General features: G+C 62.5%; 13 protein-coding genes and 1 pseudogene. 8 read left to right on the top strand and 6 right to left on the bottom strand.

What is annotated here, in order from left to right; genetic code table 11:
- Nucleotides 1–38: 38 nt before the first annotated feature.
- Nucleotides 39–803: an SAM-dependent methyltransferase gene (locus ACTAQJ_RS20065; protein WP_498698809.1), complete on the top strand. Its 765-nt coding sequence runs from the start codon at nt 39–41 to the stop codon at nt 801–803.
- Between the two features lie 59 nt (nt 804–862).
- Here the strand turns inward: ACTAQJ_RS20065 and ACTAQJ_RS20060 are convergent, their stop codons facing one another.
- Nucleotides 863–1,900, bottom strand: coding sequence for an Lrp/AsnC family transcriptional regulator (locus tag ACTAQJ_RS20060; protein ID WP_498698805.1), 1,038 nt, complete (start codon nt 1,898–1,900; stop codon nt 863–865).
- Between the two features lie 139 nt (nt 1,901–2,039).
- Here ACTAQJ_RS20060 and ACTAQJ_RS20055 point away from each other — a divergent pair, with 139 nt between their 5' ends.
- Together ACTAQJ_RS20055 and ACTAQJ_RS20050 are read left to right on the top strand one after the other, a co-directional pair.
- The gene (locus tag ACTAQJ_RS20055) at nt 2,040–3,257 is read left to right on the top strand and encodes a M20 metallopeptidase family protein (RefSeq protein ID WP_498698803.1); all 1,218 of its coding nucleotides are present in this window, start codon (nt 2,040–2,042) and stop codon (nt 3,255–3,257) included.
- 31 nt (nt 3,258–3,288) lie between these two features.
- Nucleotides 3,289–4,581, top strand: coding sequence for an MFS transporter (locus tag ACTAQJ_RS20050; RefSeq protein ID WP_431116766.1), 1,293 nt, complete (start codon nt 3,289–3,291; stop codon nt 4,579–4,581).
- A 122-nt stretch (nt 4,582–4,703) separates the two neighbouring features.
- Here ACTAQJ_RS20050 and ACTAQJ_RS20045 read toward each other — a convergent pair whose 3' ends face one another.
- Nucleotides 4,704–6,011: an MFS transporter gene (locus tag ACTAQJ_RS20045; RefSeq protein WP_498698801.1), complete on the bottom strand. Its 1,308-nt coding sequence runs from the start codon at nt 6,009–6,011 to the stop codon at nt 4,704–4,706.
- Nucleotides 6,012–6,147: 136 nt separating this feature from the next.
- On the opposite strand from ACTAQJ_RS20045, the gene ACTAQJ_RS20040 reads away from it, so the two are divergent.
- The 4 genes from ACTAQJ_RS20040 (at nt 6,148) to ACTAQJ_RS20025 (ending at nt 8,467) form a co-directional block, all read left to right on the top strand.
- Entirely contained in the window at nt 6,148–6,594 is a 447-nt protein-coding gene (locus tag ACTAQJ_RS20040; RefSeq protein WP_498698799.1) for a hypothetical protein, read from the top strand.
- A gap of 70 nt (nt 6,595–6,664) precedes the next feature.
- The gene (gene trmB, locus ACTAQJ_RS20035) at nt 6,665–7,570 is read left to right on the top strand and encodes a tRNA (guanosine(46)-N7)-methyltransferase TrmB (RefSeq protein WP_498698796.1); all 906 of its coding nucleotides are present in this window, start codon (nt 6,665–6,667) and stop codon (nt 7,568–7,570) included.
- 21 nt (nt 7,571–7,591) lie between these two features.
- On the top strand, nt 7,592–7,984 hold the full coding sequence (locus tag ACTAQJ_RS20030; protein ID WP_431116769.1) for a hypothetical protein: 393 nt from the start codon (nt 7,592–7,594) through the stop codon (nt 7,982–7,984).
- Nucleotides 7,985–8,467 carry a type II toxin-antitoxin system RatA family toxin gene (locus ACTAQJ_RS20025; RefSeq protein ID WP_498698793.1) on the top strand — a complete coding sequence of 161 codons (483 nt, stop codon included), beginning with the start codon at nt 7,985–7,987 and terminating at the stop codon, nt 8,465–8,467.
- A 3-nt stretch (nt 8,468–8,470) separates the two neighbouring features.
- Here the strand turns inward: ACTAQJ_RS20025 and ACTAQJ_RS20020 are convergent, their stop codons facing one another.
- Both ACTAQJ_RS20020 and ACTAQJ_RS20015 read right to left on the bottom strand, forming a co-directional pair.
- Entirely contained in the window at nt 8,471–9,145 is a 675-nt protein-coding gene (locus ACTAQJ_RS20020; RefSeq protein WP_498698791.1) for an anti-sigma factor family protein, read from the bottom strand.
- Nucleotides 9,142–9,639 (bottom strand): sigma-70 family RNA polymerase sigma factor, encoded by a 498-nt coding sequence (locus ACTAQJ_RS20015; protein ID WP_498698789.1) that lies wholly within the window; start codon nt 9,637–9,639, stop codon nt 9,142–9,144. Before ACTAQJ_RS20015 ends, ACTAQJ_RS20020 begins: the two co-directional genes overlap by 4 nt.
- 151 nt (nt 9,640–9,790) lie before the next feature.
- Between ACTAQJ_RS20015 and ACTAQJ_RS20010 the strand changes: the two genes are divergently transcribed.
- Nucleotides 9,791–10,327 (top strand): COG4315 family predicted lipoprotein, encoded by a 537-nt coding sequence (locus tag ACTAQJ_RS20010; RefSeq protein ID WP_498698786.1) that lies wholly within the window; start codon nt 9,791–9,793, stop codon nt 10,325–10,327.
- A 92-nt stretch (nt 10,328–10,419) separates the two neighbouring features.
- Here ACTAQJ_RS20010 and ACTAQJ_RS20005 read toward each other — a convergent pair.
- Together ACTAQJ_RS20005 and ACTAQJ_RS20000 are read right to left on the bottom strand one after the other, a co-directional pair.
- Nucleotides 10,420–11,359: pseudogene (locus tag ACTAQJ_RS20005) on the bottom strand (type IV toxin-antitoxin system AbiEi family antitoxin domain-containing protein).
- Between the two features lie 272 nt (nt 11,360–11,631).
- A complete protein-coding gene (locus ACTAQJ_RS20000) occupies nt 11,632–12,480 on the bottom strand; it encodes a DMP19 family protein (protein WP_498698785.1) in 849 nt (282 codons plus the stop codon).
- Between the last annotated feature and the right edge of the window lie 140 nt (nt 12,481–12,620).

The following is a 12,620-nucleotide window of genomic DNA, read 5'->3' as shown; positions in this document are numbered from 1 at the left end:
CGTTGCCTTTAGTAGCCAGCTCACGGCACGCTTGGCTTATGGCTGAACACACTCACGACGGCGGCACTCCCCACGCCACGGACGGCACCTCTGGCAGCACTTCCGGCAGCGCCCACCAGGACACCCATCAGGACACTGACCACAGCGGGCCGAGGCATGGCGGGCTCAATGTCCACGAGGACGCCGACAACGCCGCTGACATGTGGGACGGCATGTACAAGGAGCGTCCAAAGGTTTGGAGCGGAAATCCGAATCCTCAACTGGTCGCCGAAGTGGCCGGCCTCCGTGCGGGAACGGCCTTGGACCTTGGCTGCGGCGAGGGTGCAGACGCCATCTGGCTCGCCGGGCAGGGTTGGACGGTCACTGGAATGGATGTGTCCACCGTCGCGCTTGAGCGTGCGGCAGCCCATGCAACGGAATCCGGCCACGCTGACCGGATTACGTGGCAGCAGCAGGACCTTGCCGAATGGAAGCCGGAACCCATCTTTGACCTCGTGTCAGCACAGTTCCTCCACAGCCCCCTCCTGCCGTGGCGCGACTCCGTAACTTCCGCGGCAGCGGCAGTGGCGCCGGGCGGGACGTTGCTGGTGGTCGGACATCACCCTCATGGGCTCGCTCCATGGAGCCACCATCGTGAAACGGGCATGTTTTTCTCGCCGGAACAGTTGGCCGGGGCGCTCCGCCTGGATCGCGAGCCGTGGTTCGTCAACGTCCTGACTTCGCGGGAACGGACAGTCACCGGTCCAGAGGGCGGGACGGCTACTGTTTTGGACACGGTCCTCAGGGTCACGAAGCACCCCTGATACAGGCGGGAAACGGCACACAGGCCAGACCCGCCGTCGTCGTGAGCCCGGGCAAAAACTTACGCTGTTTCCGGCAGCAGTTCCCCATACGGTGCCACCACGGTTCCTGTGGCTGTTGAATCCGGGTTCAGCATCCAGCCAACCCGTTTGGCCGTATTCAACATGACCACGCTCTCCACGAGCTCGATGCCCGGGATCCGCTGCTGGATGGCGAGTTCCATTTCCATGATCTCGGCCAGCGAGCGCAGCCACATGATCATGGTGAAGTTGGTGCGGCCTGTGGTGGACGCGGAGAACCTGACATTCCGGACAGAACGGAGTTCCGTAGCGGCGGCCTCGTGCTGGCCCGCCGGAACGTTCGCAAACCACTGGACGGTGACGGGAAAACCGGAGAATTTCTGGGCGATCTCGCAGCGGAAGGACAGCATTCTGCTGTTCAGCACCCGCCCCAGCTGGCGTTGCACCGTGGCGGGATGCCGCCCCAAAGCCCGGGCTATCTCAGCAGCAGAAGCACGGCCGTCACGGGATAGGAACGGGATGAGGGCCAGATGGCTCTCGGGTAAAGGCACCACGATGGCGTCGGGAGCGGACGGGTTGGCCGATTCGGGCCCCGCCATCGCCCGAAGCGCTTGCTGCTCACCCTTGGTGAGCACATTCAGCCGCCACGCATAGCCGCTGGTATGGATGCGCGTGCAGAGCGACGTGTGGTACTTGGTGAGCCCACGGATTTCCTTGAGCCGCGGCAGCAGGCTGGTGCTGAACTGATCGAGGTCCTGGGTGATGACGGTGAGCGTGAGGTCGCGGTTACTGGCGGCTTCTTCCACGGTTATGACCTCAGGGAGCTCTGCGAGCGCAGCGACAACGTCCGGCCGGAGGTCCATGTCGCAGTCGATGTCCACCATGGCAAGGCACATGTTCTTCGGGTCGCCCATGAGATGCGCCGTAGTCCAGGCCGCACCCGCGGCTTTCAGGCGATCCCACCGCGCGGCCAGTGTTGTGGCGTGGACGCCCAGGACCTCGCCGGCATCGGACCAGCTGATGCGGGGAGAAATCTGCAGGGCATTGACGAGGCGTAGATCCTCTTCGCTGAGTTCCATGCGTACATTCTCTCAACTCTGCATGAATCCTGCGTTTCTGGAGCTTCTCTGCATTTTTATAGATGTTTTCAGGATTGTGAGTTAAGTCACCACAGAATTGCAGGAGGAACCCCGTAGCCAAGCGAGACCAGGAGTACATATGACCATCGCCGCCGACGCCAAGGAACTGCAGGACGACATCGTCCGCCTCCGCCACGACCTCCACCGCGAACCGGAGATCGGCCTGCAACTCCCCCGTACCCAGGAAAAAGTGCTGAAGGCACTCGACGGACTCCCGTACGAGATCACCCTGGGCAAGGACACGACGTCGGTCACCGCGGTTCTGCGCGGTGGCGCCACCTACGCGTCGGCCGAGAAGCCAGTGGTGTTGCTCCGCGCAGACATGGACGGCCTTCCAGTCCAGGAAACCACTGGAGTGGACTACACGTCCCGCGTAGATGGAGCGATGCACGCCTGTGGCCACGACCTCCATACGTCCATGCTCGCCGGAGCCGCGACCCTGCTGGCTGAGCGTCGCGACACACTGGCCGGCGACGTCGTCCTCATGTTCCAACCCGGCGAGGAAGGCTTCGACGGCGCCAGCTACATGATCAACGAAGGTGTCCTGGACGCTGCCGGCCGACGGGCAGATACGGCCTATGGCATGCACGTCTTCTCCTCGCTGGAACCGCACGGCCAGTTCGTCACCAAGAATGGCGTGATGCTCAGTTCTTCGGACGGGCTCGTGGTAACCGTGCTTGGCGCCGGCGGGCACGGCTCTGCACCCCATTCAGCCAAGGACCCTGTGACAGCAGCAGCCGAAATGGTTACCGCCCTTCAGGTGATGGTGACCCGCCAGTTCAACATGTTCGATCCCGTTGTCCTCACCGTTGGTGTGCTGCACGCAGGAACCAAGCGGAACGTGATCCCAGAGACCGCCCGCATCGAAGCCACCATCAGGACCTTCTCTGAAGAGTCACGGCAGAAGATGATGGATGTAGTACCCAAGCTGCTCCAAGGCATCGCTGCAGCCCACGGCCTGGAGGTTGATGTGGACTACCAGCAGGAATACCCTCTCACCATCAACGATGAGGACGAAACGAACACGGCGGAGAAAGTGATCGCCGGCATGTTCGGCGAGTCACGGCTGACCCGGATGGCAACTCCCTTGAGTGGTTCCGAGGACTTCTCCCGGGTCCTGGCCGAGGTTCCGGGAACATTCATAGGGCTCAGTGCCGTCGCCCCCGGTACCGACCACGCGACGTCGCCCTTCAACCACTCGCCGTACGCGACGTTCGACGACGGCGTCCTCACCGACGGCGCTGCCCTGTACGCAGAACTCGCCGTGTCCCGCATCGCGGCCCTCGCCGCCAACTAGCTCCCAGCCCCATCCCACCTTGGAGAAACACATGACCGCCACCGTTGGAACGTCCACCGAAGTCAAGGTCCACAAGTCCCACCTGCGAACACTCGTCGGAACCGGCATCGGCAACGCCGTTGAATGGTACGACTGGGCCATCTACGCCACGTTCTCGCCGTTCATCGCGAGTGCTTTGTTCAGCCAGGCTGACCCTACATCCGCCGTGCTGTCCACCCTGGCGATCTTCGCCGTCGGGTTTGTTGCCCGGCCGTTTGGCGGTTTCGTGTTCGGCTGGATCGGCGACCGCATCGGCCGGAAGACCTCCATGACGGTAGCGGTTGCCCTCGGCGCTCTCGGCAGCCTCCTCATCGGCATCGCCCCAACGTTCCAGGCTGTTGGCGCATTCGCATCTGTGATGCTCCTGCTCGCCCGGCTGATTCAGGGCCTCGCCCACGGTGGTGAGCTGCCGTCGTCGCAGACGTACCTGTCCGAGATGGCACCCAAGGAAAAGCGCGGTTTCTGGGCGACGCTTATCTACACGTCCGGCACCGCCGGCATTCTGGCCGGAACACTGCTCGGCGCGATCCTCACTGCTGTCCTGTCCAAGGACGACATGGGCGCCTGGGGTTGGCGTATTCCGTTCCTCATCGGTGGCGCGCTGGGCATCTACGCGCTGTTCATGCGGGCCAAGATGAAGGAAACACACGCATTCGAGGCTGAGACGCCCAAGGAAAAGCGCCTGCCGATGTGGCCGCAGATCGTGAAGTACCGCAAGCAGGCCCTGCAGGTTATCGGCCTGACCGTTGGCCTCACGGTGGTCTACTACATCTGGGGTGTCGTGGCGCCGAGCTACGCAGCCACCACCCTGAAGATGGACCGCGGCGCAGCCCTGTGGGCCGGCGTGATCGCCAATGTTGTGTTCATCGCCGCGCTCCCGTTCTGGGGCAAGCTGTCTGACCGCATTGGCCGCAAGCCTGTGCTGATCGGCTCGTCCATCGGTGCCATGGTCATGCACTTCCCCATGACGTGGCTGCTGAAGGATTCGCCGTGGCAGCTGACCGTGTCCATGTCCGTGATGCTGTTCTTCATCGCTGGTAGCGCGTCGATTGTCCCGGCCGTCTACGCTGAGCTGTTCCCGACGCACATCCGCACGGTTGGCGTCGGCGTCCCGTACTCGATCTGCGTAGCGGCCTTCGGTGGCACGGCCCCTTACCTGCAGACCTGGCTGGGCAGCATCGGCCAGGGCTACCTGTTCAACGTGTACGCAGTGATCCTGCTGGTGATCGGCATCGCGTTCGCCTTCTCGATCCCGGAGACCAAGGGCAAGGACCTGACGGTCTAGGTTCCTGTTGTGAGGCCCGTTCTGCGCCCCTCCCGAAATAGGGCCCACGCCGCCCGGGTTCCCTGGCCGAGCTTGCGAGGTTAGGGAGGCGGTGGGGATGCAGAGCGGGCCTCACAACTCATTTAAACGAACTTGTTGCGGCCCGCTCTGTAGCCGAAGAACGCAGCCAGCGCTCCGACCACCAGGAACAGGATGCCTGCGGCAGTGAATCCACCCGTGGCTTGGTGCAGTTGTCCCACGAGCAAAGTTCCCACCGAGCCCACTCCGTAGCCAACACCCTGCATCATTCCCGACAGGTGCGCGGCAGTGTGGGAATCGCGGGTGCGGACCATGATCATCGTGAGGGCAACCGCCGTGAGGGAGCCCTGTCCCAGTCCCAGCAGTCCGGTCCAGATCCAGATCAGCTCAGTGGGTCCGAAGATGCTGAGGGCGAAGCCACCGCCGGTCATCAGGGCCACCACGGTGTTGATCACCCTCTGATCCTTGAACCGCGTGGCCAGGGCAGGGGCGAAGAGTGAACCGAGCATCTGAAGCACGATCGACACCGACACAATCAGGCCAGCCGTCCCGCCCTCGATGCCCCGGTCCCTCAGGATCGGCGCCAACCACGCAAACACACTGAACGACATCATGGCCTGCAGCACCATGAACAGCGTGACCTGCCAGGCAACCGCCGATCGCCAAACGTTCACGCCGCCACGGACCGCCTGGTGCTTTACCGATGGCTGGCGGATGGCCAGCGGCAGGAACAGCAAAAGCACGACGCCGGCAGGCACGGCCCAGGACCACAGCGCCGAAGTCCAGTGGCTGGTTGCCGTAAACACCGGATACGTGAACCCGGCACCCAGGGCGGCTGACGCGCAGATTGCCGTGGTGTAAAGGCCGCCCATGAGCCCGAGCCGGTGCGGGAAGTCCCTTTTGACCACGCCGGGGAGGAGTACATTGCAGAGCGCGATCGCTGCTCCGCAGGCTGCCGTTCCTGCCAGAAGCATGGGCAGGTGGCCCACTCCTGGGATTTCGCTTGGACGCACCAGAAGCCCTGCTGTGAGCACCACCATGGCGCCCAGCAAGACCCTTTCCGCGCCGAAACGGCGGGCAAGGACCGGGGCAAAGGGAGCGAAAATGCCCAGCAATGTCACGGGAACGGTGGTCAGGACCACCACAGCCCAGCCCGGCAACCCGGCGTCGGACGTTATTTCCGGAAGGACAGCCGAGAAGCTCGAAAAGACCGTCCGCAGGTTCAAGCCGATCAGGACGAGGCAAATGCCAAGGTAGATCAGGCCCCTCTTGGAGCGCAGCTGCGTAGGCGGTGCGGGTGGGACGTCGTCGATCTCGGCATCCACGGCGATTTCAGGCCGAAGGGCCTGGTGGCGGATTGGGTCTGCTTGGCCGCTTGTATCTGCGACGCCGGGCCTGTTCGAGGAGGTCACACGTCCTATTCTGTCAGCCGTGTCAGGTCTGCTGCCCATGGGTGTGATGTGACCGCGATTTGAGGGCCGGCGACGTTGTCCACATACGCCGAATTACCTATGCCTGTGCGGCATCGGCGTCCATAGCGTTGAGGGCATGAACCAAACTTCTTTGCCTTCGCCTGCGTCGTCGAACCCGGACAGGGCGGATGCGTCGATCGGATATGTTCTCGTCCCGCCTAAGCAGCCGCCTGGACTCAACCCAGGAATTGGCAGCCTCGTCTTTGCCGTTGCTGCGCTCTTATACCCGGCCTTCACCTTGATGCCCGCATTATGGGCAGCGCTTTTCACCCGATCACCCTCTGGGGCGGGACCTTACGATTGGATTGCCCCGACCGTATTGTGGAGCCTTCCGGCCATGTGCGGCCTCGTTTCCCTGGTACTCGGCACGGTATCGGTGGCGCTGGCTCGACGACCCACGCCAACGGGGCGGCGCACCAAGGCGTGGTTCACAGGAACTGCCGGTCTGGGCGTTCTCGGGCTGGACGTTGCAATTGTTGCTGCCTGGATTTTCACCACGGGTCGCATCATGACCCTGTTTTGACGCCGGAGCACGGATCCAGCCTCGTCTGAGCCAGCCATCTGCCCGCCGGAACCAAAGTATTCTGGAAAGGATGAGTGAAACCCCAGATTCCCCGCGACCAGTAACGCCCGGCAGCCAGGCTTCTTTTGGAACCTACGGTGGCCGTCCGGTCAGTTTCGTGCGCCGCGGCACCCGTTTGCAGGGCCGGAGGCAGGCCGCGTGGGAGGAGCATGCCGAGCGGTGGGCCGTTCAGGTTCCACGTCACGTCGCCAACACTTCGGTGCACCCCGATTACATGTTTGATGCCGAGGCCGTCTTTGGGCGCAAAGCTCCGCTGATCGTCGAGATCGGCTCGGGTTTGGGCGACGCCGTAGTCCATGCGGCCGAACAGAATCCGGACAAGGACTTTTTGGCCGTCGAGGTTTACACGCCGGGGCTGGCCAACACCATCATCAAGATCAACAGCCGTGGCCTGACCAACGTTCGGGTGGTGGAAGCCAATGCGCCCGAGGTTTTGGAGTCGATGCTTCCCGCTGGTTCGGTCAGTGAACTCTGGGTGTTCTTCCCGGATCCATGGCACAAGGCACGCCATCACAAGCGCCGCCTCATCCAGCCGGCTTTCGCCTCCGTGGCTGCCAAGGCACTGGAAAAGGGTGGCTACTGGCGCATTGCCACCGACTGGTCCAACTACGCTGTGCACGTCCGCGAGGTCCTGGCAGGCTCAACTGAGTTTGAGAACATGCACGAAGGCGAGCGCAGTGGCGAGGAGAGCCCGCTGACGCAAGTGTGGCAATCCGGCGTCGAGTCTGTTGTGGGAGGGGCGCCCGTGCGGGAGGGCCGGGCACCTGTCAGTACTGAGCACACTGGTCCGAACGAGGGCGTGGACGAGGAAGGCGGCTGGGCTCCCAGGTTCGAGGGCCGTATCCGCACGAGCTTTGAAAACAAAGCCCACGAGGCCGGGCGTATGATCTTCGACCTCACGTATCGCAAGATCTAGTGCACGGACTTTGGGGGAATTATGAGCTATCAGCCACCGGTTGAGTACTACCAGCAGCAGCAGCGGTCCAGGACACCCGGGTTGGGTGCCGGCATCACAAGCATCGTCGCGGCAGTGCTTTCCCCCGTCGCCGCGGTGGTCAGCATTCCGCTGGGTGTCGCGGCCGTTGCTTCGGCGATGAGCCGCTACAACCCGGGCAACGACGTCTGGTGGTTCAGTGCGCTTATTCTGGCGCTGGTTGCGGTGGTTCTTGCCATTGTCTCCGTCGTCAGTGGGCTGATCGCCGTATTCCGGGCTGGGCGCATGAACGCCGGCCGCATTACGGGGATCATCGGTCTGGCGATCATGGCGGTCAACGTTTTTGGTGTTGCCTTCATGGTGCTCCTGGTACTCGGTTCAGGGCAGGGGTCCTGAATGCCACAGGTCCGCGCCGAACGATTTATCCGGCTGGATGCCGAAACTGCCTTCGCCCTCTCGCAGAGCACTGGTGAGTTCAGGCTCAAATGGGATCCGTTTATTTCTGCGCAAAGCTTCGTGGACGGAGCCAAAGGAGCGGGCAAAGGAGTTCGTACACGAACCGTCTCCAGGATGGGGCTGAAGATGGTCAGCGAGTACGTCTCCTACACCCCGCCCCGCAATGTAGGAATGACCATGGTGTCCGGGCCGTGGTTCTTCGAGAACTTCGGCGGTGGCTGGCGGTTCACCCCCGACGACGGCGGCACCCGAGCGGTCTGGAAGTACACCTTTTCCTGCCGCCCGGCTTGGCTCAAGCCCGTGGCCGAGAGAATCGGAAGCTGGTTGTTGGGCCGCGAGATCGAACGCCGGATCGAAGCTTTTGCCCGGGCCTGCGAGGACCCGGCCCTCGTTACAGAGCTGCGCGCAGACCTACAGCGCTGAAATCTACGGTACCGATATTGAGGCCACTGTCTTTTCGGCCTCATCCCGGAGCTCCACTCCGGCGATGCCGCCAAGCTGCACGGGCGTGGCGCCAGTGATCTTGATGCGACCGCTCGGGGTCGCCGTCCAGCCGCAGGTGCGCTCTTCGGCCCCGTCACGGCCCTTCACCCAGAGGTAGAGCGTTCCTTCGAGCGGCATGCTCTTGCCCTCGACCTCAAGCTCCGTGCCCCAGGTCTTCTTGACCATGCCTACTGTCAGCTGCAGCCCTGTTTCGGACTGCACCGAGTAGCTGGCATCGGGTTTTGGTGGTTGGTTCAGCAGCGGGCCCGCAAGGAAGCCAAGTGCCAGGCATGCCGCGGCAACTGCCCCCACGAAAGCCGCCCACCGCCGTCGTGATTTCTTCCTCCGTGCCGCAAGGTCAACCAGGATCTTCTGTGGCAATGCTTCCCGGCTCGGTTCCAAGGGTGAGAGGGCACCGGCTGCGCCCGTCACGGTGAGTGCGACGGCGTCGGAGGCAGGAACGGCGTCAAGCAGCGCGGGGAGGCTTTCCAACTCCTCTAGTTCCCCGCGGCACGCAGCACATCCCGGGAGGTGTTCCTCAAAAGAGCGAGCCTCCTCGGGGTCGAGCCCGCCCAGCAGGTAGGCGCCCAGCAATTGGTGGACGGGGTTGCCGTTCATCGTTCCACCCCCATTTCATCAAGGATCGTTCGGAGGGCTTTCACAGCATAGAAAGCCCGGGATTTCACAGTGCCGGCAGGGATGTTCAGCTGCAGTGCTGCCTCGCTGACGGTGAAACGCTGGTAGTGCAGGGCCACAAGGACCTCTCGATGTTCGTGGCTGAGCCGCAGGAGCGCCTCTTCCATGAGGACGCGGTTCAAGAGTTCATCAACACGTTCCGTCGCGACATGGTCTGGAAGGTCGTGCTCGCCTGCCTCGACGGGACGCCTCTGAGCCTTCCGGTAGTTGTCGATGATGACGTTGCGGGCGGTCCGGAAAAGGTAACTGCGCAGGCTGCCCGTAATCTGCGGGGCGTGCTGCCACACCTTGAGGATGGTTTCCTGCACGACGTCGTCGGCCTGGTTCGTGTCCGAAGTGCAGCTGAGTACAAAGCGTTTCAGGGCCGTGCCGTGATCGCGGTAGATTGCCGCCACCACGTCCTCGTCCAACGGCATAGCCACCTCCTTCGCCTTGTTTCCTGCTGCCCTACCTGCATACGACGCCACGGGCAGCGAAAAGGTTCAGCTCCTTGAACCATTCTTCCCCCGCTGGCGTCGTAGGGGTTAGCGCCGACCCATCCCGGCCGGCCCGTCAAAGGAGCTAAACATGAGAAATAGACTCAGCGTTGGACTCGGCGCAGTGGTTTTCGCCGTGGCTCTTGCCGGTTGCGCCGGAAGCCCCGGGACAAGCACCACGTCCTCTGCCGCGCCCACCGCCGCCACTTCCTCGACGGCACCTAGCACCGCAACGCAAACCTCCAGTCCGGCCGCGGCGGGTCCAGAGATGAAGGTTGCATCATCCAGCGCCGGGCAGATCGTGGTGGACAGCAAGGGCATGAGCCTGTACTTCTTCACCAAGGACGTCAAGGACTCAGGAACCAGCGCATGCACCGGCGCCTGCCTGACGGCGTGGCCAGTGTTCACGACGACGTCGGACAAGCCAACCGTTGAAGGCGTCACCGGCACCGTGGGAACCATAGCGACCCCTGACGGGAAGAAGCAGGTCACCCTCAATGGCATGCCGCTGTACTACTACGCCAAGGACAAGGCTCCGGGCGATGTCACCGGCCAGGGCGTCCAAAGCGTCTGGTACCTGGTCAGCCCGAGTGGGGAAATGATCAAGGGGGCCGCAGCGGGTTACTAAAGCGTGACACCGAGATCGCGGGAAGCCTGCCATATCGCCGAAACGTTCCGTGCGTACGGGCAGGGTTCCCACGAACTCGCGCTCAGACCGCATCACCGGAGCGCCCGAAGGATGCGTTCCTTGAAGGCCCGCTCTTGAAACAGGTCCTTCCACTCGATGCGGATAAACCGCCAACCGTCCTCGACGAGTGCCTTTTCCCCGTCGTTCTTGAAAAATGACCTCATCTGTCGGATTGAAGTCGAAGTATTTGGTACGACCGTCAAACTCCAGAGCCAGTTTTTCCTCTTCCCAGGCGAAATCCATTCGATGGCGACCCAAACGGGACTGCACCTCGAATTGTGGCTGTGGGGGCCTGATGCTGAGCCTTTGCATCAACTCACGGGTCAGCGTCTCGCCGGCAGACTCGGAGCGGGGGTCTGCGTTGTCCAAAGCCTTGTGCAGCGTGCGGACACCCCGCTTCCCTGAGGAGGCCGCGGCCAAGGAAGTCAGTCTGTTTCTATCAGCACCTAGGCGCAGTCCATGATCCATAATCACCAGCGCCTTTGGATAGCCAAGCATCCTGGCACTGTCGCAGATGGTGCGTTCGAGTGCGGTCGCCCGCAAGCCCTGAACCTGCACGACATCGTCCTCAGTGAAGCTTTCTGTGTGTCCCCGAACATCCTTGCCCCAGCGGTCGGAGGATGGCCGGGCGGTGTGCAGGACGTGAACCCTTTCATCCACGCCCCACACGAACAAACCGTGGAGTCGAGCAGCCGACAAATGGCTGTAGACGAATCCGCCTGGTGACGTTGTCAGCGTCCCATGCGCATGTGCCAGGATCCTCTCCCTGGCCTGCCTCCTCGGACCCAGGGCATTCCACTTGCTGCCCCTGATGTAGCAGCCGTACCTCAAGCGGTGCAGCTCACCGGAGTCCACAAGTGCCTTGACCTTTCGACTGTTGAGGCCGAAGCGGAGTAACTCGTCGGTTCTCCACATGTACCCGCGCACAGGAAGCGGGTGGATGGTGCTTTCAAGCGATGATGTTGGATCCATGGCCTTAGCATGCCGACGAAGCATCCAGTCCTTATAGGGGTGCGCGACGCTATGTGGACATCCGAGTGCCGAGGCCCCGGGAACGATGCGAATACGCCGCAACTTTGCCCACGAACGCGCACATATCCAGCGAAGTCAGGAGAACGGCTGGGCTAAGTGGCGGCGTCCATCGCAGGGGTGCCAGCCAAGTCGCCCGAAAAGCGCGGGAACGCCGGAACGCTACGGCGATTGCGCAGGGTTCCGGCGATCTCCGCGGGTCTTAGGGGAGGGTCTTACGCGTCCGCGAGCTCGTCGGACTCTTCGAACTCCACCGCCGCGATGATTTCCTTGGTCTCCGGGTGGATCATGAAGGCTTCGTCGTCGTCCTCCACCATGATGTAGTCGCCGTGGTCGGTGGCGAAGTGCCAGGCGAGCGTCTTCACGCCGTCGTGCTCGTAGTTTGGGTCTCCCATGGTGATCTTCTGCAGCGCGTAGCCGGCCACATCGCACAGTTCCCGGATGATGACCTCGAACTCAGGAGCGTTTGCGAGGGCTTCTTCGTCTGCTTCGGCCTGGCGCTCGGCAAGGTCCGGAATCAGGGCAACGCGCTCAGCGATGTGTGCTTCAAGCTCCTCATCGGAAAGAAGCAACAACCCCGGCTGCTTCCTGAGGTAAGCGGCGTTGAGGTCGATGATGTCCTCTTCCTCCAGCAAGGCTTCGAACTCGCCGTCGAGCTCATCCAGGACAACAACGGCCGCGAGAGGCGTTTCGGATTCGTCCAGCTCGCCGTCGAGGTAGGCCTCGGCGTCGTCCTCACTCAACGCATCAAAGGCTGCTGCCGTGCGGTTGAACAGGTCAAGGTGCCGGGTGGCGCCGATGCCTTCCAAACCGGCACGCACGTAGGTGTCCACCTCGTCACGCTCCGGGGCGGTGAACACGTATTGGGCGAATCCACCGGCCAACGCCTGGGTCATGTAGAAATCAACAAAGTAGCTGTTGAGCGCAGCGGACGCGATTTCGTCGCTGTTGAGGAGCTCCGCGTACATCTGGTTCACGACGTTGACGTTGGAATCCACTACGTCTGCATTGCCCGCTTCGAAGCTGGTTTTGTTCAGGACGACGGGGTACTCGTTGGTAGTCATGGGAAATCCTCACTGCTGAAAGCTGGTGGTGCTCCGGACCCTTTCAACGTACGCGTGGGAGCGGCGCGGCAATCGAGGTAGAGGTTAACGGAGGGCGAAGTTTGGGAGCCGTTTTCTGCTGACTAAGATTGAGCAGATAA

Source organism: Arthrobacter sp. alpha11c, from assembly GCF_054149985.1.
Note: the sequence above shows the minus strand (reverse complement) of the source record. Positions and strands in the feature narration are given on the sequence as shown.